A 17,722-nucleotide genomic window follows, 5' to 3' on the forward strand; every position below is an offset into this window, starting at 1 on the left:
GGTCGATGCAGCACGTACGGTGGATCGCTTTTAGACGACGGTTCGAGAGACACCTCCCGAAGCGCTTGCGCATCGGCGTAGCAGTATCGCCCGGACCGGGCGATACGAGAGACGCTGTCTCTCGTGCTCTCTGAGGGTTATTTTGAACCGAAGAAGGGGCGTGAGGGCAGCGCGGGGCTTTGGAGCGGCGCGGGCGCAGGGGCGAAGAGTCCGGGGCGCCACGATGGCGACTCCTGAGTGCGGATGTCTCATGACGGCTAGTGGCCCGAGGCGCAGTCGATGCAGCGTGTGGCGGTCGGGTCGAGTCTCAGGCGGGCCGGGGCGATGATCTCACCGCAGTCGTCGCAATAGCCGTAGTCGCCCGTGCCGATCCGGTCCAGGGCCGCGATCAGCGCCCGTCGCTGACCGTCGCGGCGGGCCTGTCCGGCCTTGGCCATGGCCTGGCTTTGCAGGGCGTCCATGCGGCTGAGCCGTCCCACGGATTGTTGATCGAGCGTCACCACCGCCTGGCCGTCGCGGCCGCGCGCGTCTTCGCCGTCAAGGTCCCGAAGTTTCCCGGCGATCAGGGCCCGGAACCCGGCCAGCGTCTTGTCATCGAAATCCGACATGGACCCCATCAAAGGTTTGCGTTTTCACCTCTGGAGCCTATCTGCTAAACTCCGGCTGTCAAAGGAGAGGCGCCATGGCGAAGACACGCGCGAAAGTCGCAGAACTGGACCCGGTCTGGGCCCGCATCATGCGCGAGGCCGAGGAGGCGGTGGTCGAGGAACCGCTGCTGGGCGGGCTCGTGCATTATTCGGTCCTGCACCATCCCACCATAGAAGGCGCGCTGGCCTATCGGATCTCGCTCAAGCTCGCCTCGGGCGAGATGTCCGAGCAGATCCTGCGCGAGATCTGCGACGAGGCCTATGCCGCCGATCCAGAACTGGCCATGGCGGCGCGGGCCGATATCGTCGCCGTCTACGAGCGCGATCCCGCCTGCCACCGGTTCCTGCAGCCGCTGATGTTCTTCAAAGGCTTCCAGGCGGTGCAGTGCTACCGCATCGCCAACTGGCTCTGGCGCGAGGGGCGGCGCGATCTGGCGTATCTGTTCCAGATGCGTTGCTCCGAGGTGTTCGGCGTCGACATCCACCCGGCGGCGCGGATCGGGCGCGGCATCATGATCGACCATGCGCATTCGATCGTCATCGGCGAAACCGCGGTGGTGGGCGACAACGTGTCGATGCTGCATTCGGTGACCCTGGGCGGGACCGGCAAGGAAGAAGAGGACCGGCATCCCAAGATCGGCGACGGGGTACTGATCGGAGCGGGCGCCAAGGTGCTGGGCAATATCCGCGTCGGCAATTGCAGTCGGGTGGCCGCCGGGTCGGTGGTGCTGGAAGAGGTGCCGCCCTGCAAGACCGTGGCGGGTGTGCCCGCGCGCATCGTCGGAGAAGCGGGCTGCGCGCAGCCGTCGATCAGCATGGATCACCTCATCCGCGGCGGCACCTGAGACCGGGCGTGCCTCATGGCGCGCGTGGGGGCTCTGCCCCCACACCCCCGAGGGKATTTTCAAACCGAAGATGCAGGGATGCTGGCGCGTGCAGGCCGACGCGGTTCAGGCAAGCATGGCCAGCGGATTTTCCAGATGTGCGACGATGGCGGCCAGAAGTTCGGCCCCGAGCGCGCCGTCGATGACGCGGTGATCGACGCTCAGCGTCAGGGACATCACCGTGGCGACGCCGAGGCTGTCGTCCTTTTGCACCACGGGCATCCTGATCCCGGCGCCAACTGCGAGGATTGCGCCATGCGGCGGGTTGATCACCGCGTCGAAACTTTCGATTCCCATCATGCCGAGGTTGGAGATGGCAAAGCTGCCGCCCTGATACTCTGCGGGTGAAAGCTTGCGGCTGCGGGCGCGGGTGGCGAGGTCCTTCATCTCGGTGGAAAGCGCCGAGAGGGTCTTGGCCTCGGCATCGCGCAGCACGGGGGTGAAGAGGCCGCCATCCACCGCCACGGCGACGGCCACGTCCGAGGGCGCCAGCCGCAGGATGCGGTCGCCGGCCCAGACCGCGTTGGCGTCGGGCACCTCCTGCAGCGCCAGGGCGCAGGCCTTGATGATGAAATCGTTGACCGAGAGCTTCACGTCGCGCGTTTCAAGCTGCGCGTTGAGGCGGGTCCGCAGGTCCAGCAGGGCGTCGAGCCGCACCGACCGCCGCAGGTAGAAATGCGGGATGGTCTGCTTGGCCTCTGTGAGACGCGCGGCCACGGTGCGGCGCATGCCGTCGAGCGGGACCTCTTCGTAAGGCCGGCCCTCGTACGCGGCGGCGACTTGGCTGGCGGACACGGGGGCGGGTTTCGGGGCCGCCGCGGCGGGGGCCGCGGCCTCCTCCGCCCGGGCGGGCGTCGTCGGAGCGGCGCCGTCGAGGTCGGCCTTGACGATGCGGCCGCGCGGGCCCGAGCCGGCGATCTGCGCGAGGTCGATGCCCTTCTGCGCGGCGATCCGGCGGGCGAGCGGCGAGGCGAAGATCCGGTCGCCGTCCTTGTGAGGGGCGGGCGGCGCGGAAGGCGTGTCTTTCGATGTAGGGCTTGCGGGCGTCGGTTCGGCGGGGGCAGGCGTGGCGGCGGCGGAGGCTGCGGCGGGCGGGATGTCCGTCGTTGTCTCGTCCGCGCTTTCGCCGTCCTCCAGCAGCACGGCGATGGGGGTGTTGACCTTCACCCCGCCGGTGCCCTCGGCCACCAGCAGCGTGGCGATCGTGCCTTCGTCCACCGCTTCGAATTCCATCGTCGCCTTGTCGGTCTCGATCTCGGCGAGGATATCGCCGGCCTGGACCGTATCGCCTTCTTTCACCAGCCATTTGGCGAGCGTGCCGTCTTCCATCGTCGGAGAGAGGGCGGGCATCAGGATCTGGGTCGGCATCTGTCTGGTCCTTGTGATCTTCGACGGGCCGGGGCGTCAGCCTCCGGAGGCCGGAACATCCGGGACCGGCCCCGGACGCACTGTTCAACCGGGGGCCAGCCCCCGGACCCCCGGAGGTTTATTCGGCAAGATGAAGCAGGGTGATGAGGTCATAGGGCGGTCGCGGGGGTCGACCGGCCGTCAGGGTTTCGATGGCGCGGCAAATCTGGCGGCTGTGGGCGGCGATCCATTCGTAGGCTTCCTGGTGCGACGGACGTTCGCCGGGGCGCAGGCCCTCCATCAGGCATTCGGGCACCAGCACGCGGCCCGCGTCGGTCTCAATCCGGTAGGCGCCCTGGACCACGTCACGTCCCTGTACGTCGAGCTTCACCGGTAGCAGACCTTCTTGCAGGCGGCGATCACCTCTTCGGTGGTGACCAGCGCGTGTTTCTCGAGGTTGGCGGCATAGGGCATGGGCACGTCCTTGCCGGCGCAGTTGAGCACCGGCGCATCGAGGTAATCGAAGGCCTCGGTCATCAGCACCGCCGAGAGGTGGTTGCCGATGCTGCCCACCGGCCAGCCCTCTTCGACGGTGACGCAGCGGTTGGTCTTCTGCACGGAGGCGATCACCGTTTCGGTATCCATCGGGCGCAGGGTGCGCAGGTCCACGACCTCGGCCTCGATCCCCTCCTGTGCCAGTTTTTCGGCGGCCTCCAGCGCGTAGGTCATGCCGATGCCGAAGCTGACGATGGTCACGTCCGACCCCTCGCGCCAGATCCGCGCCTTGCCAAAGGGCACGGTGAAATCCTCGAGCACCGGCACCTCGAAGGACCGGCCATAGAGGATCTCGTTCTCGAGAAAGATCACCGGGTTGGAATCGCGGATCGCGGTCTTGAGAAGACCCTTGGCGTCGGAGGCGGAATAGGGCATCGCCACCTTGAGCCCGGGGATCTGCGCATACCACGCGGCGTAATCCTGGCTGTGCTGCGCGGCGACCCGGGCAGCGGCGCCATTGGGGCCGCGAAAGACCATGGGCGCGCCCATCTGGCCGCCGGACATGTAAAGCGTCTTGGCCGCGGAATTGACGATCTGGTCCATCGCCTGCATGGCGAAGTTGAAGGTCATGAACTCGACGATGGGCCGCAGCCCGCCGAAGGCGGCGCCGACCGCCAGCCCTGCAAAGCCGTGTTCGGTGATCGGCGTGTCGATGACGCGCTTCGATTTGAACTCTTCAAGCAGGCCCTGGCTGATCTTGTAGGCGCCCTGGTACTCGGCGACCTCCTCGCCCATGAGGAATACCGTGTCGTCGCGGCGCATCTCTTCGGCCATGGCGTCGCGCAGCGCCTCGCGCACGGTCTGTTTCTTCACCTTGGTGCCCTGCGGCCAGTCCGGTTCGGGCGTGGCGGCAGCGACCTTCGCGGGCGAGGGGTGGTCCTTGCCGACGGCGGGCTGGCTTTCCGAGGTCAGGGTCTTGTCCGCCGGCGCGGGCTGCTGCGACTGCGCGGTGTCGACGGTCGCGTTTTCGGCGTCTTCGCCCTCCTCCAGCAGCAGGGCGATGGGCGTGTTGACCTTCACCGCCTGCGCGCCCTCGGCCACCAGCAGCTTGCCGATGGTGCCTTCGTCCACCGCCTCAAACTCCATCGTCGCCTTGTCGGTCTCGATTTCCGCCAGGATGTCGCCGGCGCTGACGGTGTCGCCTTCCTTGACCAGCCAGCGGGCCAGAGTGCCGTCCTCCATCGTGGGGGACAGGGCGGGCATGAGGATTTCGGTTGCCATCAGGACGCCTCCCCGGTCGCATAGATATCGGTCCAGAGCTCGTCCAGATCCGGTTCCGGGCTTTCGCGGGCAAACTCGGCGGCGGCGTTGACGATGGCCTTGATCTCCTTGTCGATGGCCTTGAGGTCGTCCTCGGTCGCGTGCTTGCCCTCGAGCAGCAGGTTGCGGACGTGGTCGATGCAGTCGCGTTCCTCGCGCATCTTCTGCACCTCTTCGCGGGTGCGGTACTTGGCAGGGTCGGACATGGAATGACCGCGGTAGCGGTAGGTCTTGATTTCGAGGATATACGGACCCTTGCCGGACCGGCAGTGCTTCACGGCCTTTCGCCCGGCATCGCGCACCGCCAGCACGTCCATGCCGTCGACCGCCTCGCCCTGGATGCCGTAGGCGGCGCCGCGTTCCCAGAAATCCGGGCTCTTGGTGGACCGGCTGACGCTGGTGCCCATGGCGTACTGGTTGTTCTCAATGACGAAAATCACCGGCAGGTCCCAAAGCTCGGCCATGTTGTAGGTCTCGGCGACCTGGCCCTGGTTCGCCGCGCCGTCGCCGAAATAGGTGAAGGTGACATTGTCGGTGCCCCTGTACTTGTCGGCAAAGGCGAGGCCCGCGCCGATCGGCACCTGCGCGCCGACGATGCCGTGGCCGCCGTAGAAGTCCTTTTCCTTCGAGAACATGTGCATCGACCCGCCCTTGCCCTTGGAATAGCCCCCGGCGCGGCCCGTCAGTTCGGCCATCACGCCGTTCGGGTCCATGCCGCAGGCCAGCATGTGGCCGTGGTCACGATATGAGGTGACGCGCTTGTCGCCGTCCTTCGCCGCCGCTTCGAGGCCGACGACGACAGCCTCCTGGCCGATGTAGAGGTGACAGAACCCGCCGATGAGGCCCATCCCGTAAAGCTGGCCGGCCTTTTCCTCGAACCGCCGGATCAGCAGCATGTCGCGGTAGTAGCCGGTCAGTTCCTCCGCTGTGGCATCGGGTTTCGAAGTGCTCTTGCGGGCCGCCATGCCGCTCCTCCCCGGGGGTCGTTTACCGTTAAACCGTGTCGATCAGCCTAGGCGCGCGCGGCGGTCCTGTCAAAGCGGCAAAAGTCGGTGATCGGCGGTGCGCAGCCGGACCGGGGTCGGCGGCAGCGGCGTGGCGTTCAGCGCACCACGATCTCGTCCGACCGGATGAGGCCCAGCACGTCGCGGGCCTGCTGGTCCAGCAGGTCGAGGTCGAGGTAATCGTCCGACAGCCGCCGCGTCAGGTTCTCCATCCGCGCGACCTCGGCGTTGAGTCCGTCGAGCTCGGCCCGCAGATCCTTGGCCTCGACCGAGATCTCGGCGCGGCGGAAGACGCCATAATCGCCCTGCACGGCGGCAAAGGTGAAATAACTCGCCAGCATGAAGCAGATGGCGAAGAAGAACAGCGCGCCATAGGGCGGGCGGGTGCGTCGGTGGGTCATGCTCTGCCTCGTTGCGGCGCCTCTGTCGGGGCCTGCGCGTCAGATTTGCACAGCTCCGACCCGGGGGGAATCCTCGGTCGGAAATTTGTAGCAAAGCGTTGCACCGCCGCAGCATCATCTGCCCGGAAATACTCCGGGGAGCGCGAGGGGCGGCGCCCCTCGCATCCCGGCGCCTGCAATCGGCGATCAGCCGAGGGCAGCGACCCCCGGCAGCGTCTTGCCTTCCATCCACTCGAGGAAGGCCCCTCCGGCGGTCGAGATATAGGTAAAGCTCTCCGCCGCCCCGGCCTTGTTCAACGCCGCCACCGTGTCGCCGCCGCCAGCGACCGACACCAGCTCGCCGGCGCGGCTGAGGTCCGCCGCATGGGCCGCCGCGGCGTTGGTGGCCGCGTCGAAAGGCGCGATCTCGAAGGCGCCGAGCGGACCGTTCCAGATCAGCGTCTTCGCGCGGTCCAGCGCCTGTGCCACATGCGCAACCGAATCGGGACCGGCGTCGAGGATCATCGCATCCGCCGGGCAGTCCTCGGCCTTGACCACCTCGTGTGCCGCACCGGCCTTGAACTCGCGCGCCACCACCACGTCGCGGGGCAGCAGGATCTCGCAGCCGCCCGCAGCGGCCTTATCGGCGATCTCTTTCGCGGTGCCGGTCATCTCGTGTTCGCAGAGCGATTTGCCCACGTCGAGCCCCTGTGCGGCGAGAAAGGTGTTGGCCATGCCGCCGCCGATCACCAGTATGTCGACCTTCTCGACGAGGTTCGACAGCAGGTCGAGCTTGGTCGACACCTTGGCGCCGCCCACCACCGCCAGCACCGGGCGGTCGGGATTGCCGAGGGCGGCCTCGAGCGCCGAGAGCTCCGCCTGCATCAGCCGTCCGGCACAGGACGGCAGCAGCCGCGCCAGCGCCTCGGTCGAGGCATGGGCGCGGTGGGCGGCGGAGAAGGCGTCGTTGCAGTAGACATCGCCGAGCCTGGCCATGGCTTGGGCCAGCTCCGCGTCGTTCTTTTCTTCGCCCGCGTGGAAACGGGTGTTTTCCAGCAGCAGCACCTCGCCCGGATGCAGGGCACCGGCGGCGGCTTCGGCGGCGGGGCCGACGCAATCGGCGGCAAAGGCCACGGAGGTGCCGAAGACCGACTCGAGCGTGGGCACCAGCGGCCGCAGGGACATGTCGAGGTTGCGTTCACCCTTGGGCCGCCCGAAATGCGCCAGCAGCACCGGGATGCCGCCCGCGTCGAGGATGTCCTTCACGGTGGGCGCGATGCGCTCGATCCGGGTGGCGTCGGTGACGCGGCCATCCTCGACCGGCACGTTGATGTCGACGCGGGTCAGCACACGCTTGCCGTTCAGGTCCATCTGGTCGAGCGTTTTCCAGGCCATGTCGTCTCTCCGGGTCTGTCTGCGGTCGGGACAGGTGTGGCGGGTCGCGGCGCAGAGGTCAATGCACGGCTTGGCATTCGCCGCGGTGGCCTCTACCTAAGGTCCAGACAACGCCAAGGAGCATTACATGGCCGATATCAAAGACCCCGAGAACACCATCCTGATGGAACTGAGCGGCGGCACCGTCGTCATCGAACTGCTGCCCGAAGTGGCGCCGCAGCATTCCGAACGCATGAAGGACCTGGCGCGCGCCGGTCTATACGACAACGTCTGCTTTCACCGGGTGATCGACGGGTTCATGGCGCAGACCGGCGACGTGGCCAATGGCAACATGGAAAAGGATTTCAACCTGCGCGCGGCGGGCACCGGCGGATCCGAGCTGCCCGACCTGCCGGCGGAATTCTCCAAGCTGCCGCACGATCGGGGCACCCTGGGGGCCGCCCGCAGCCAGAACCCGAATTCCGCCAATTCGCAGTTCTTCATCAATTTCAAGGACAACCATTTCCTCAACGGGCAATACACGGTCTATGGCCGGGTGATTTCCGGGATGGAGCACGTGGATGCCATTACCAAGGGCGAACCGCCCGCAAAGCCCGACCGGATGATTTCGGTCAAGGTGGCCGCCGATGCGTAATCTCGTCTGTGCAGCCGCCTTGGTCGCCGCCACCCCGGCGCTGGCCACGGGTATCGAGATCGAGGTCGCGGGCGAGGCCAACGGCACCATCGCCATCGACCTATTCGAGGACGTGGCCCCGCAGCACGTGGAGCGCATCACCACGCTGGCAGAGCAGGGCGCCTATGACGGTGTCGTCTTCCACCGGGTGATCGACGGCTTCATGGCGCAGACCGGCGACGTGGAATTCGGCCGCTCGGGCGGCGACATGAGCATGGCCGGGCGCGGCGGATCGGACCTGCCGGACCTGCCGGCAGAGTTCTCGGATCTGTCCTTCGAACGCGGCGTGGTCGGCATGGCCCGATCGCAGGACCCCGACTCGGCCAATTCGCAGTTCTTCATCATGTTCGCGCCCGGGGAGTTCCTGAACGGCGACTACACGGTCGTCGGCGAAGTGACCGAGGGGCTTGATGTGCTCGACGCGATAAAGCGCGGCGAGGGCCGGAACGGCGCCGTGATCGGCGCGCCGGACGTCATGGAGACGGTGACCGTCACCGAGTGACGTCGTGCCGCGCGGTCCCGGCCGGTCGCGGTGGATGGCGATTTTCCCCCCGGAGAAGCGAGGGGCCAGCCCCTCGCGCTCCCCGGAGGTTTTACCGCGAGTTTTGCAAAGCAAAACTTGCGGGAGGCAAGATGAAGGGGAGATGGGAGGCGGCGCATCGCCCTATTGCATGTGCATGCGTTCTGCGGCCCTGGATGGCATGGGTCTTCCTTGGACTTGCGCGCTTCGCAGCTTCGGACCTGGGGCGTCCGGGCCTCCCGGCCCAACAGTCGAAAAGTGTCGCGCCACATTCATAAGGAGCGTCCGCAGCGGTATCAGTGGCAAAGCGCGGTGGGCAGCCGGCGTGCGACCGGGGCGAGCCAGGGCAGGTGCAGCCAGGTGCCACCCAAGGTCTTCGCCTGCGCGCCCGTGCCCAGCTTGAAATGCGCAAGGCCCGGGGCGTGGACCGTGTCGAGCGTGCCGAGGTCGAGCCAGTGCATCCCGCGCGCCGCGAGCGCGGTCATCGCCTGCCACAGGATCAGCGTCATCGCCGAGGCGGCGCGGCCCTCGGGCAGGGTCACGCTGATCTGGTAGGTGGCGGTCGTGTTGTGGAGCAGGAACAGGCCCGCGGCCAGCGGCTCGGACCCGCGCTGCGCCTCGACAACCAGCGCCTGGCCGGGATTGACGCGGTTGTAGACCGTCCAGAGGTCCGGTGGCGCGCCGCGGTATCGGCGGGCCTTCTGCTGCCGCGCCTCGGCCTCCAGCAGCCAATGCCGGTCGGGCAGGGGGCGGAGGGTCACCTGCAGCCCGGCCGCTTCGGCCCGGCGAAGGCGGTTGCGCCACTTGGCCTTGAGGCGGGCGCGCATCTGCGGTTGCGCGCCGAGGCGGACCAGGCCCACGGTGGCGGGGGTCAGCAGCGGCCAGAAGCCCGCATCGCGCAGCCCGTCCGCGTCAAGCGCCGGGGCGTTCACGACCAGCGGGCCGGGGCAGGTGGCGGCGAGGGCGCGCAGCCCGTCGAGCGCCGCCTGCGGCGCCGCGGTCACCGGCCCGCGCGAAATCAGCGACACATGCCCCAATGGCCCGAACCGGCGGGATTGCACGAGGCAACGGCCGCCGGGCAGATCGCGCCACTGTGCCTCGACGCGCAAGTGGTGCAACAGGCGCGCATATTCGGGCGATTGCGGCAGGGGACGCGGGGGCGGGGACGCGGCAGACATGCCGGGATTAACCGGATGAAAAGCTAAGGTATGGTTAAAAGGTGCCATGCCCCGCAACATCACACCGCCGCGCCCGACCCGCGCCGCCGCCCTGCTGCTGGCGGCGGTGCTGTCGGTGCCGTTCGTTCTGCTTTCGCTGGCCGAGCTTCTGCTTTAGCCCGCGAGCTTGACCAGCGCGTGGCGCTTTTTCCCGGCGCTGAGCTTGACCGGCGCCGCCAGCGTGCCCGCGTCCAGCATCAGCCCCGCATCGCTGAGCGGTGCATCGTCGATGCGCGCGCCGTTTTCGGCGATGAGGCGCTTGGCCTCCTTGCCCGACTTCGCCAACCCCGCGCGCACCAGCACCTGCACGATTGAAATGCCGTCCGACACCTCGTCCGGGGTCAGTTCCAGCGTCGGCAGGTCGTCGCCCACGCCGCCCTTTTCGAAGACCTCGCGCGCCGTGGCCTCGGCCGCCGCCGCCGCGACCGCGCCGTGGCAGAGTGTCGTCACCTCGTTGGCCAGCCGGATCTTCGCGTCGTTGATCTCGGACCCTTCGAGCGCGCCCAGCCGGTCACATTCCTCGACCGGCAATTCGGTGTAGAGTTTCAGGAACCGGCCCACGTCGGCATCGGTGGTATTGCGCCAGAACTGCCAGAATTCATACGGGCTCAGCATGTCGGCATTGAGCCACATGGCGCCGCCCGCCGACTTGCCCATCTTGCGGCCGTCCGAGGTGGTCAGCAGCGGCGAGGTCAGGCCGTAGATCTCGTGGTCCAGCACCCGGCGCGTGAGGTCGATGCCGTTGACGATATTGCCCCACTGATCCGACCCGCCCATCTGCAAAAGACAGCCGTAGCGGCGGTTCAACTCGAGGAAATCGTAGGCCTGAAGGATCATGTAGTTGAACTCGAGAAACGACAGCGACTGTTCGCGGTCGAGCCGCGATTTCACCGACTCGAAGCTCAGCATCCGGTTGACCGAGAAATGCCGCCCGATGTCGCGCAGGAACTCGAGGTAGTTGAGCCCGTCGAGCCACTCGGCATTGTTGAGCATCAGGGCATCGGTCGGCCCGGTCCCGTAGGTCAGGTACTTGGCAAAGACCTGCTTCATCCCGTCGATGTTCTCGTCGATCTGCGCCGGCGTCAGCAGCGGGCGTTCGTCCGCGCGAAAGCTCGGATCGCCCACCTTGGTGGTGCCGCCGCCCATCAAGGTGATCGGCTGGTGGCCGGTCTTCTGCAGCCAGCGCAGCATCATGATGTTGAGCAGATGGCCCACATGCAGCGATTTCGCCGTGGCGTCGTAGCCGATGTAGGTGGTGACCACGCCTTTCGACAGCGCCTCGTCGAGGCCCTGGTAATCGGTGCAGTCGGCCAGAAAGCCGCGCTCCATCATGACGCGCATGAAGTCCGATTTGGGATGGTAGGTCATGGTCGGTTCCCTTCGGGGTGGTGCGTGAGGCGACTCGGACCGGGGCGGCCAGTGTGGCCGGATGCTGCGAAGAGGGATTCACCCCCCGGTCGAAACGCATTACTGTCGCGCAAAGCTATAGTGACCGGACGGGCGAAGGAAAAGACCATGTTGGGCAGCGGGGCGATCTGGGCGCTGGGGGCGATGTCGGGCACCTCGCTCGACGGTGTGGATACGGCGATGCTGCGCACCGACGGAGAAACCATCGCCGACTTCGGCCCGTCCGACTACCGCCCCTATTCCGAGGCCGAGCGCGCCGAGTTGCGCGCCGTTCTGGGGCGCTGGCCAGGGCCGGGGCTGGAGGCAGCGCTGGAGGTGATCCAGAGCGCGCATATCGAGGCGCTCTCGGGCCATGAGGGGGCCGAACTCATGGGCTTTCACGGTCAGACGCTGGCGCATGACCCGCACGGTCGCGGCACGCACCAGCTGGGCGACGGCGACGCTTTGGCGCAGGCGCTGGGGGTGCCGGTGGTCTGGGATTTCCGCAGCAACGACGTGCGGCTGGGCGGGGAGGGGGCGCCGCTGGCGCCGTTCTATCACTTCGCCTGCGCCAAGTGGATCGGCGCCGACGCACCGCTGGCGTTCCTGAACCTCGGCGGGGTGGGCAACCTCACCTGGGTGGACCCGCGCCATGCCGCGCCCGAAGAGCCGGGCGCGCTCCTGGCCTTCGACACCGGGCCGGCCAACGCTCCGCTCAACGACCTGATGGCAGAGCGCCGCGGCCTCGATTGCGACCGCGACGGTGCCCTGGCGGCGACGGGGCAGGTGGTGGACGGCGCGCTCGAGCTCTTCCTCGACGAGGGGTATTTCCTCAAGATGCCGCCCAAGTCGCTGGACCGGGACGACTTTTCCCTGATGCTGGACCTCGTGCGCGAACTCGATGACGCCGATGCGGCGGCGACGATGACGGCGATGGCGGCAGCGGCGGTGATGCGCGGGATCGAACATTGCCCAAGCCCGCCCGCACGTCTGCTGGTGACCGGCGGCGGCCGGCACAACCCGGTGATGATGGCGATGCTGGCGGCGGGGCTCGACTGCCCGGTGGAGCCGGTCGAGGCGGTGGGCCTCGACGGCGACATGCTCGAAGCGCAGGCCTTCGCCTTCCTCGCGGTGCGTGCGGCGCGCGGCCTGCCGACCTCCTGCCCGTCGACGACCGGTGTGCGGGCCGCGGTGGGCGGCGGCCAGATCAGCCGCCCCTGACTTACTTGCCCGGGATGCGACGGGCCGCGCACGACGGCCCTCCGAAGCCTCAGACCTGCTCGACCGTCACCCCGTCCTGCACATGGAAAGCCAGGTGGTTCTTGATCTCGGCCACCGCGTCCTTCGGGTCCTCGTAGGACCAGACGGCGTTTTCGTAGGTCCGGCTTTTCGACGCGATGCTGTAATAGGTCGCGGTGCCCTTGTGCGGGCAGACGGTGCTGTGGTCGGTCTTGTCCAGCAGCGCCATGGCGATGTCCTTGCGCGGAAAGTAGATCACGAAGGGCATGTCGCCCTCGGTCAATTCCAGCGCATCGTTGGATTCGCCCAGCACGGCGCCGCCGGCGCGGACCGTCCAGGTGCCCTCTGCGGGGCGTATCTTGATGTGGTCGGACATGGTCCCTCTCCCTTTTGTCGGTTCTTATGTCGGCCCTGTAACAGGCATGTATCTGCGTTCCGGCACCGGATCAGAGCGGCGCCGTTGCCCGCTCCAGCCAGTCGCGCGCCGCCCCCTCCACCAGCGACGCCAGCCGAGCGCGGCACTTCGCGTGATAGGCATCGAGCCAGTCCCGCTCCGGCCCGGTCAGCAGGTCCGGCAGGATCAGCCGCCGGTCGATGGGCACGTAGGTCAGGGTTTCGAATTCCAGCAGATCCTTGACCGTCTGGCCCGTCTGCTGTGCTGCGGGCTGCACGACGATCAGGTTCTCGATGCGAATACCATAAGCGCCCTCGCGGTAAAAGCCCGGCTCGTTGCTGAGGATCATCCCCGGCTCGAACGGTACGGTGCCGGTGCGCGCCAGACGTTGAGGCCCCTCGTGCACGCTGAGGTAGCTGCCGACGCCATGGCCGGTGCCGTGGCCGTAATCCAGCCCCGCCTCCCAGAGCGCCACCCGCGCCAGCGCATCCAGGTCGCGCCCCGCAAGCCCCTTGGGCCAGCGCGCGCGGCTGATGGCGATCATGCCCTTCAAAACGCGGGTGAAGGCGTCCTTTTCCTCGTGCCCAACCTCGCCCACGGCGATGGTGCGGGTGATGTCGGTGGTGCCGTCCACATACTGCCCGCCCGAATCCACCAGCAGAAGCTGCCCGGCCTCGACGCGCGCATCGGTCTTTTCGGTGACCCGGTAATGCACGATGGCGCCATGCGGCCCGGCGCCGCTGATCGTCTCGAAGGAGATGTCGCGCAGGGCGTTGGTGGCGCGCCGCTCGGCTTCCAGCGCCTTGACCACGTCAATCTCGGTCAGGGATCCCGGCGGCTGCGCATCGAGCCAGGCCAGGAACCGCACCATCGCCGCCCCGTCGCGCAGATGCGCGGCGCGCGCACCGGCGATCTCCACCGCGTTCTTGCGGGCCTTGGGCAGCAGGCAGGGATCGGTGGCATGCCGCACCTCCGCCGCGCCGCGCGCCAGGGCATCGGCCACCGCGACAGGGGCCGTGTCCGGGTCGATCGCAACCGTGCCCGAAAGCGCCTCCAGCGCCGCGGCAAATTGCTCCGGTGGCGCCACGGTCACCGAGGGTCCCAGGTGATCGCCCAGGTCCTTCAGCTTGGCATCCGCCATGAACAGCGTCACCCGCGCGTCCTTGTGCAGAAGCGCAAAGCCATGCGGCACCGGGTTGCGCGGCACATCCGATCCGCGCAAATTCAGAAGCCAGGCAAGGCTGTCGGGCAGGGTGATCACCGACACATCCGCCTTAAGCCCCTTGGCCAGCCGCGCGATCTTGTCGCCATGTGCCTCGCCCGCAAGATCGACCGGCTGGCCAAAGACCGGTCCCATCGGCGGGGAGGGCTGACCGTACCAGATCCGGTCCACCAGGTTGTCGCTGCGCACCAGTTCGACCGCCTCCAGCGCCGCCTGCATCTTCTCCAGCCCCGTCACCGTGTGCAGCCAGGGATCGAAGCCGACGCGCCCGCCCTCCGGCAGGTGCTCGGCGATCCAGTCCGCCAGCTGCGTCTCGGGCCAGTTCACCGGCGTGAACACATCCGCCACCTGCGCGCGCACCTGAACGGTGTAGCGGCTGTCGACGAACACGCCCGCCACGTCCTGCAGCACCACGCAATGGCCCGCCGACCCGGTGAAGCCCGTGAGCCAGGCCAGCCGGTCGTCATGGGGCGCCACGTATTCGCCCTGGTGCGCATCGGCCCGCGGCACGACGAAACCGTCGAGCCCCTCGGCGCGCAGCGCCTCGCGCAGCGCCGCCAGCCGGGGCGGGCCCTGGTCGGGCGATGCGCTGTCCTCGAAAGTCTGAAACATCTCGCCTCTCTCGCTCTGCGCCGCAGAATACCCAAATCGCAGCGCGGGGCCAGAGCCGCCGAGACGAAACCGTGAAACCTGCCTGTTTCCAAGGGCGGGAAATACTCCGGGGGAGGCGCCGCAGCGCCGGGGGCAGCGCCCCCGAACGGGCCGAAGGCCCGTCCGCCCTCCCTGCCGTCAGGAGGCTTTGCGCATCCCCAGCACCCGCGCGCGCTTGCGCGGATCGGAATCAAAGAGCGAGGCCAGCTGCTCGGTCATCGCCCCCGCAAGCTGTTCCACGTCGGTGATGGTCACCGCTCGCTCGTAGTAGCGTGTGACGTCATGGCCGATGCCGATAGCCAGCAGCTCCACCTGGCGCTTGCGCTCGACCATGGCGATCACGTCGCGCAGGTGCTTTTCGAGGAAATTCGCCGCGTTCACGCTCAGGGTCGAATCGTCCACCGGCGCGCCGTCGGAAATCACCATGAGGATCTTGCGCGCCTCGGGGCGGCCGGCCATGCGCCGGTGCGCCCATTCCAGCGCCTCGCCGTCGATGTTCTCTTTCAGCAGGCCTTCCTTCATCATCAGGCCCAGGTTGGCGCGCGTCCGCCGCCAGGGCGCGTCGGCGCCCTTGTAGATGATGTGGCGCAGGTCGTTCAGCCGTCCGGGCTGCTGTTCGCGGCCTTCGCCCAGCCATTTCTCGCGCGCCATGCCGCCTTTCCACGCCTTGGTGGTGAAACCGAGGATCTCGACCTTGACGTTGCAACGCTCCAGTGTGCGCGCCAGCACGTCGGCGCAGATCGCGGCGATGGAGATGGGCCGCCCGCGCATCGATCCGGAATTGTCCAGAAGAAGCGTCACCACGGTGTCGCGGAACTCGGTGTCCTTCTCGACCTTGAAGCTCAGCGGCGTCGTGGGGCTCACCACCACCCGCGCCAGCCGCCCGGCATCCAGAATGCCTTCCTCGCGGTCGAACTCCCAGGACCGGTTCTGCTGCGCCTGCAGGCGCCGTTGCAGCTTGTTGGCCAGCCGGCTCACGGCGCCTTTCAGCGGCTCGAGCTGCTGGTCGAGATAGGCGCGCAGGCGTTCCAGTTCGGCGGGTTCGGCGAGGTCCTCGGCCTTGATCTCCTCGTCATGGGTGGAATCGTAGACGGTGTAATTGGGATCGGCGTCGGACACCGGGGCAGGGGCGGGCGGCTCCATCGGTGCCTCGCCCTCGGGCATCTCGGTCTCGTCGCCCAGCTCCTGATCGGCCATCTCGTCCATGGAGACCTGGGCCTGGCTGCTGTCCTGGGTCTCGTCCTGGCTCTGCTCCGGGCTCGATTCGCTGTCTTCCTCGCCCTCGTCCTCCTGGCCGGTGCTGTCGGGATCCTGCTCGTCGTCCTGGCTGTCCTCTCCCTGTTCGTCCGACTCGTCGTCGAAGTCGTCCGGATCGTCGCCCAACTGGTCGCCGTAACCCAGGTCGGTGATGACCTGCCGGGTGAACTTGGCGAATTCGGTCTGGTCGGCGAGCTTGCCCTGCAACCCTTCGAGCGTGCCGCCGGCCTGGTCCTCGATGAAGCCGCGCCAGAGGTCCATGACGTTGTCCGCGCCCGCCGGCATGTCGCGGCCCGTGGCCAGATGCCGGACGAGGTAGCCCGCCGCGACCGACAGCGGCACGTCCGAGGCGTCCTTGACGTCGGCATAACCGCGCCGCGCCGCCTCGTGGCCGATCTTGGCGTCGATGTTGCCGGCGGTGCCGGGCATGTCGCGCGCGCCCATCGCCTCGCAGCGGGCGGTTTCCATCGCCTCGTAGATCTCGCGCGCCATGTCGCCCGGCGGGGCGTAGCGGGCATGGCAGCCGGCGTCGTGGTAGCGCCGGTGCATGGCCAGCGCATCGGCGGTGCCGCGCGCCAGCAGCACCTCGTCACGGGTCATGCGGCGGCTGATCTGCGGCAGACGCATCGCGTCGCCCGACACGCCCGACGGGTCGACCGTGTAGCTGACGGTGATGTCCGGATCGTGGGCCATGACCTTGGTGGCCTCGGCCAGGGCCTTCTTGAATGGATCGGCGGGGTTGTCGGACTGCTGTGCCATGCCTGACTAATTGGATATCGGCGCCGGTTTGACAAGGGCAGACTGCATCCGGTTGCCCGCGCGGGCGCCGCCGCCTAGGTTGCCGTCACGCCACACGGAGGAGCCGGTCATGCCGTCGATCCATCTGCCGGAGGCGGGTGCGCTTCTGCGCTGGCACGATCTGCCGGGCACGGGGTCGGATGCCTTGCCCGCGCTGGTCTGCCTGCCGGCGCTGAGCTTTGCCGCGGCGCCGAACTTCCTGCCGCTGGTCGCGCAGCCCGCGCTGGCACCTTACCGCCGCGTCCTGCTGGATTTGCCCGGCTCGGGCTCCAGCCCGCCGATCTCGGGGTTCTCCGGGGTGCCGCGCGACCATGCGCGGCTGGTGGCGGCGGTGCTCGACCATCTGGAGCTTGGTCCGGCGGTGATCTTCGGCCATTCCATGGGCGGCACGGTGGCGATTTACCTGGCGCTCGACCGGCCCGACCTCGTGGCGCATGTGCTGGTGGCCGAAGGCAACCTCAGCCCCGGCGGCGGATCGGCGTCGCAGGGGATCGCCCGCAAGGACCGCGCGGACTTCGTGGCGACCGGCTTTGCGCGGTTGCAGGACCGGCTGCGCCAGGCCGCGATGGCGGGCAATGCCAACGCCGATCATGTGCACGCCGCCCGGATCGGCGCCGATCCGGCGAGCCTGCACGCCAATGCGACCGAGCTGGTCGACCTCGACCCGGCGCTCAAACCCGCGTTCCTCTCGGCCCATCTGCCGCGCACCTTTATCTACGGTGCTCAGAGCCTGACCGAGAGCCTCGGCGCGCCGGACGTGCCCGACCCGGCAGAACTGCACACCCATGGCATCGCGACCGAGGTGATCGACGGCGCGGGCCACCTGATGACCCATGACAATCCGCAGGCCCTGGCCGAGGTGCTTGCCCGTGTGCTGCGCGTCAGAACCTGAC

General features: G+C 68.0%; 17 protein-coding genes. 5 read left to right on the forward strand and 12 right to left on the reverse strand.

Annotation, left to right across the window (positions count from 1 at the left end; genetic code table 11):
- Positions 1-257: 257 nt before the first annotated feature.
- Positions 258-608 (reverse strand): TraR/DksA family transcriptional regulator, encoded by a 351-nt coding sequence (locus DU478_RS04510; RefSeq protein ID WP_325048087.1) that lies wholly within the window; start codon positions 606-608, stop codon positions 258-260.
- A gap of 74 nt (positions 609-682) precedes the next feature.
- On the opposite strand from DU478_RS04510, the gene cysE reads away from it, so the two are divergent.
- Positions 683-1,492, forward strand: a complete 810-nt coding sequence (gene cysE / locus DU478_RS04515; protein ID WP_114509763.1) for a serine O-acetyltransferase — start codon at positions 683-685, stop codon at positions 1,490-1,492.
- A 105-nt stretch (positions 1,493-1,597) separates the two neighbouring features.
- Here the strand turns inward: cysE and DU478_RS04520 are convergent, their stop codons facing one another.
- From DU478_RS04520 to DU478_RS04545, 6 genes are all read right to left on the reverse strand, one after another.
- Positions 1,598-2,899, reverse strand: coding sequence for a pyruvate dehydrogenase complex dihydrolipoamide acetyltransferase (locus DU478_RS04520; RefSeq protein WP_114509764.1), 1,302 nt, complete (start codon positions 2,897-2,899; stop codon positions 1,598-1,600).
- 118 nt (positions 2,900-3,017) lie between these two features.
- On the reverse strand, positions 3,018-3,269 hold the full coding sequence (locus DU478_RS04525; protein WP_233501111.1) for a hypothetical protein: 252 nt from the start codon (positions 3,267-3,269) through the stop codon (positions 3,018-3,020).
- Positions 3,266-4,654: a pyruvate dehydrogenase complex E1 component subunit beta gene (locus tag DU478_RS04530; protein WP_114509765.1), complete on the reverse strand. Its 1,389-nt coding sequence runs from the start codon at positions 4,652-4,654 to the stop codon at positions 3,266-3,268. The genes DU478_RS04525 and DU478_RS04530 overlap by 4 nt, the downstream gene beginning before the upstream one ends.
- Complete coding sequence (gene pdhA, locus DU478_RS04535; protein WP_114509766.1) at positions 4,654-5,658, reverse strand: pyruvate dehydrogenase (acetyl-transferring) E1 component subunit alpha; 1,005 nt, start codon at positions 5,656-5,658, stop codon at positions 4,654-4,656. The genes DU478_RS04530 and pdhA overlap by 1 nt, the downstream gene beginning before the upstream one ends.
- Before the next feature lie 137 nt (positions 5,659-5,795).
- Positions 5,796-6,098 carry an FtsB family cell division protein gene (locus tag DU478_RS04540; protein ID WP_114509767.1) on the reverse strand — a complete coding sequence of 101 codons (303 nt, stop codon included), beginning with the start codon at positions 6,096-6,098 and terminating at the stop codon, positions 5,796-5,798.
- A gap of 186 nt (positions 6,099-6,284) precedes the next feature.
- Positions 6,285-7,472, reverse strand: coding sequence for a phosphoglycerate kinase (locus DU478_RS04545; protein WP_114509768.1), 1,188 nt, complete (start codon positions 7,470-7,472; stop codon positions 6,285-6,287).
- Between the two features lie 127 nt (positions 7,473-7,599).
- On the opposite strand from DU478_RS04545, the gene DU478_RS04550 reads away from it, so the two are divergent.
- Entirely contained in the window at positions 7,600-8,106 is a 507-nt protein-coding gene (locus DU478_RS04550) for a peptidylprolyl isomerase (RefSeq protein ID WP_114509769.1), read from the forward strand.
- Entirely contained in the window at positions 8,099-8,647 is a 549-nt protein-coding gene (locus tag DU478_RS04555; RefSeq protein ID WP_114509770.1) for a peptidylprolyl isomerase, read from the forward strand. The genes DU478_RS04550 and DU478_RS04555 overlap by 8 nt, the downstream gene beginning before the upstream one ends.
- A 314-nt stretch (positions 8,648-8,961) precedes the next feature.
- Here the strand turns inward: DU478_RS04555 and DU478_RS04560 are convergent, their stop codons facing one another.
- Together DU478_RS04560 and tyrS are read right to left on the reverse strand one after the other, a co-directional pair.
- A complete protein-coding gene (locus tag DU478_RS04560; RefSeq protein WP_114509771.1) occupies positions 8,962-9,843 on the reverse strand; it encodes a GNAT family N-acetyltransferase in 882 nt (293 codons plus the stop codon).
- A gap of 153 nt (positions 9,844-9,996) precedes the next feature.
- A complete protein-coding gene (tyrS, locus tag DU478_RS04565; RefSeq protein WP_114509772.1) occupies positions 9,997-11,250 on the reverse strand; it encodes a tyrosine--tRNA ligase in 1,254 nt (417 codons plus the stop codon).
- A gap of 147 nt (positions 11,251-11,397) precedes the next feature.
- Between tyrS and DU478_RS04570 the strand changes: the two genes are divergently transcribed.
- Complete coding sequence (locus tag DU478_RS04570) at positions 11,398-12,489, forward strand: anhydro-N-acetylmuramic acid kinase (RefSeq protein ID WP_114509773.1); 1,092 nt, start codon at positions 11,398-11,400, stop codon at positions 12,487-12,489.
- Between the two features lie 49 nt (positions 12,490-12,538).
- Here DU478_RS04570 and DU478_RS04575 read toward each other — a convergent pair whose 3' ends face one another.
- The 3 genes from DU478_RS04575 to cobT all read right to left on the reverse strand — a co-directional run bounded on the left by DU478_RS04575 (position 12,539) and on the right by cobT (position 16,790).
- A complete protein-coding gene (locus DU478_RS04575) occupies positions 12,539-12,883 on the reverse strand; it encodes a DUF427 domain-containing protein (protein WP_114509774.1) in 345 nt (114 codons plus the stop codon).
- A gap of 70 nt (positions 12,884-12,953) precedes the next feature.
- The gene (locus DU478_RS04580; RefSeq protein ID WP_114509775.1) at positions 12,954-14,735 is read right to left on the reverse strand and encodes an aminopeptidase P family protein; all 1,782 of its coding nucleotides are present in this window, start codon (positions 14,733-14,735) and stop codon (positions 12,954-12,956) included.
- 177 nt (positions 14,736-14,912) lie between these two features.
- Positions 14,913-16,790, reverse strand: a complete 1,878-nt coding sequence (gene cobT / locus DU478_RS04585; protein WP_114509776.1) for a cobaltochelatase subunit CobT — start codon at positions 16,788-16,790, stop codon at positions 14,913-14,915.
- Positions 16,791-16,899: 109 nt separating this feature from the next.
- Between cobT and DU478_RS04590 the strand changes: the two genes are divergently transcribed.
- A complete protein-coding gene (locus tag DU478_RS04590) occupies positions 16,900-17,721 on the forward strand; it encodes an alpha/beta fold hydrolase (protein ID WP_114509777.1) in 822 nt (273 codons plus the stop codon).
- Position 17,722: the final 1 nt, after the last annotated feature.

Source organism: Thalassococcus profundi (assembly GCF_003344785.1).
In the GTDB taxonomy this organism is placed as follows: Bacteria; Pseudomonadota; Alphaproteobacteria; order Rhodobacterales; family Rhodobacteraceae; genus Puniceibacterium; species Puniceibacterium profundi.

Coding starts and splice junctions, on each gene's coding strand:
- DU478_RS04510 (WP_325048087.1), bottom strand. CDS start 608: ATGTCGGATTTCGATGACAAGACGCTGGCCGGGTTCCGGGCCCTGATC.
- cysE (WP_114509763.1), top strand. CDS start 683: ATGGCGAAGACACGCGCGAAAGTCGCAGAACTGGACCCGGTCTGGGCC.
- DU478_RS04520 (WP_114509764.1), bottom strand. CDS start 2,899: ATGCCGACCCAGATCCTGATGCCCGCCCTCTCTCCGACGATGGAAGAC.
- DU478_RS04530 (WP_114509765.1), bottom strand. CDS start 4,654: ATGGCAACCGAAATCCTCATGCCCGCCCTGTCCCCCACGATGGAGGAC.
- pdhA (WP_114509766.1), bottom strand. CDS start 5,658: ATGGCGGCCCGCAAGAGCACTTCGAAACCCGATGCCACAGCGGAGGAA.
- DU478_RS04540 (WP_114509767.1), bottom strand. CDS start 6,098: ATGACCCACCGACGCACCCGCCCGCCCTATGGCGCGCTGTTCTTCTTC.
- DU478_RS04545 (WP_114509768.1), bottom strand. CDS start 7,472: ATGGCCTGGAAAACGCTCGACCAGATGGACCTGAACGGCAAGCGTGTG.
- DU478_RS04550 (WP_114509769.1), top strand. CDS start 7,600: ATGGCCGATATCAAAGACCCCGAGAACACCATCCTGATGGAACTGAGC.
- DU478_RS04555 (WP_114509770.1), top strand. CDS start 8,099: ATGCGTAATCTCGTCTGTGCAGCCGCCTTGGTCGCCGCCACCCCGGCG.
- DU478_RS04560 (WP_114509771.1), bottom strand. CDS start 9,843: ATGTCTGCCGCGTCCCCGCCCCCGCGTCCCCTGCCGCAATCGCCCGAA.
- tyrS (WP_114509772.1), bottom strand. CDS start 11,250: ATGACCTACCATCCCAAATCGGACTTCATGCGCGTCATGATGGAGCGC.
- DU478_RS04570 (WP_114509773.1), top strand. CDS start 11,398: ATGTTGGGCAGCGGGGCGATCTGGGCGCTGGGGGCGATGTCGGGCACC.
- DU478_RS04575 (WP_114509774.1), bottom strand. CDS start 12,883: ATGTCCGACCACATCAAGATACGCCCCGCAGAGGGCACCTGGACGGTC.
- DU478_RS04580 (WP_114509775.1), bottom strand. CDS start 14,735: ATGTTTCAGACTTTCGAGGACAGCGCATCGCCCGACCAGGGCCCGCCC.
- cobT (WP_114509776.1), bottom strand. CDS start 16,790: ATGGCACAGCAGTCCGACAACCCCGCCGATCCATTCAAGAAGGCCCTG.
- DU478_RS04590 (WP_114509777.1), top strand. CDS start 16,900: ATGCCGTCGATCCATCTGCCGGAGGCGGGTGCGCTTCTGCGCTGGCAC.